Genomic DNA, 1,391 nt, shown 5'->3' with positions numbered 1-1,391 from the left:
GAAATCAATCAAGCTTTTAAAACGCTTTCTCAATTTGATAGCCGCGCTGCTTATCTTTTAGCTCTTAAAAAGCAAGATCATCATCTTGATCAATCTATTAGTGATTTCGAATTTCTACAATCCGCTTTAGAACTTCGTGAACAACTTGATGAAGCGACATCATCTGAACATTTACGTACTTTAAGATTAGAAGTACAACAATGGATTGATGGTTTGGTCCGTGAATTCAAAATTGATTACAGTGAAGAAGATTGGGCAGAAGCACGCGATACCGTACGTAAGTTACGTTTCTTTCAACGTGTTTTAAACGATATTGATAAAGCAGAAGATCAACTGTTAGACGATTTTTAATTTTGCTTTCTCTACTTTATTTTCAAGGGATTTAACTCATGGCACTTTTGCAAATTGCTGAACCGGGTCAATCCAGTGCCCCACACCAACATCGCATTGCGATTGGTATTGACCTAGGAACAACACACTCATTAGTTGCGACAGTGTTATCAGGCAAACCTAAAGTACTCAATGATGTTCAAAATAGAAGATTACTTCCTTCTATCGTTCATTATGGGGACAATACAACTCATTACGGTGAAGAAGCTAAACCGTTTATCATTGCAGATCCAAAAAATACAATTGTTTCTGTTAAACGATTTATGGGCCGTTCAAAGGCAGATATTAAATTTCAACACCCTTATGAGTTAGTAGGCTCAGAAAATGAAATGCCTGCTTTTGAAACCCGTGCTGGACGCAAAACACCAGTAGAAATCTCAGCTGAAATTTTAAAACAATTAAAAGATCGCGCTGAAGACAGTTTACAAAATCCTGTTAATGGAGCAGTAATTACAGTTCCTGCATATTTCGATGAAGCTCAGCGTCAAGCAAATCGCGATGCAGCTCAACTTGCCGGTTTAAATGTATTACGTTTATTAAATGAGCCTACAGCTGCCGCTGTAGCTTATGGATTAGATCAAGAAAGTAATTTAGCGACCGACCGTAATTATGTAATTTATGACTTGGGTGGCGGTACTTTTGACGTATCTATCTTACGTTTTTCACAAGGCGTATTTGAAGTTTTAGCGACTGGCGGTCACACTGCTTTAGGTGGTGATGACTTAGACCGTCTAATCGTAAAATGGGCTAAAAAACAGCTTAATATTGATGTATTAAGCGATGAAGATTATGCCGTATTTATTGTGGCAGCACGTCAAGCTAAAGAACAATTATCAACTCAAGATTCAGTTGAATTAAAGTTACTCGAAGCAACTCTCACACTAGATCGCCCTACATTTGAAAGCATTATTCAAGTAGCATTAGATAAAACGATTAGTGTTTGTAAGCGTGTACTGCGTGATGCAAAACTTGAGTTAACCGATATTCAAAATGTTGTTTTG

At 37.4% G+C, this 1,391-nt stretch carries 2 protein-coding genes; both read left to right on the top strand.

The features are described 5' to 3' along the window. Positions 1-351: Fe-S protein assembly co-chaperone HscB (hscB, locus tag VXQ92_RS18025; protein WP_416682730.1), on the top strand; the 351-nt coding region annotated here is incomplete at its 5' end. A gap of 38 nt (positions 352-389) precedes the next feature. Continuing rightward, positions 390-1,391, top strand: a 1,002-nt coding sequence (locus VXQ92_RS18020) for an Hsp70 family protein (RefSeq protein WP_416682729.1), incomplete at its 3' end; no start/stop codon positions are given.

Source organism: Acinetobacter sp. 228 (genome assembly GCF_048147885.1).
The sequence above is the reverse complement of the archived record's forward strand: the minus strand, read 5'-3'. Positions and strand labels throughout refer to the sequence as shown.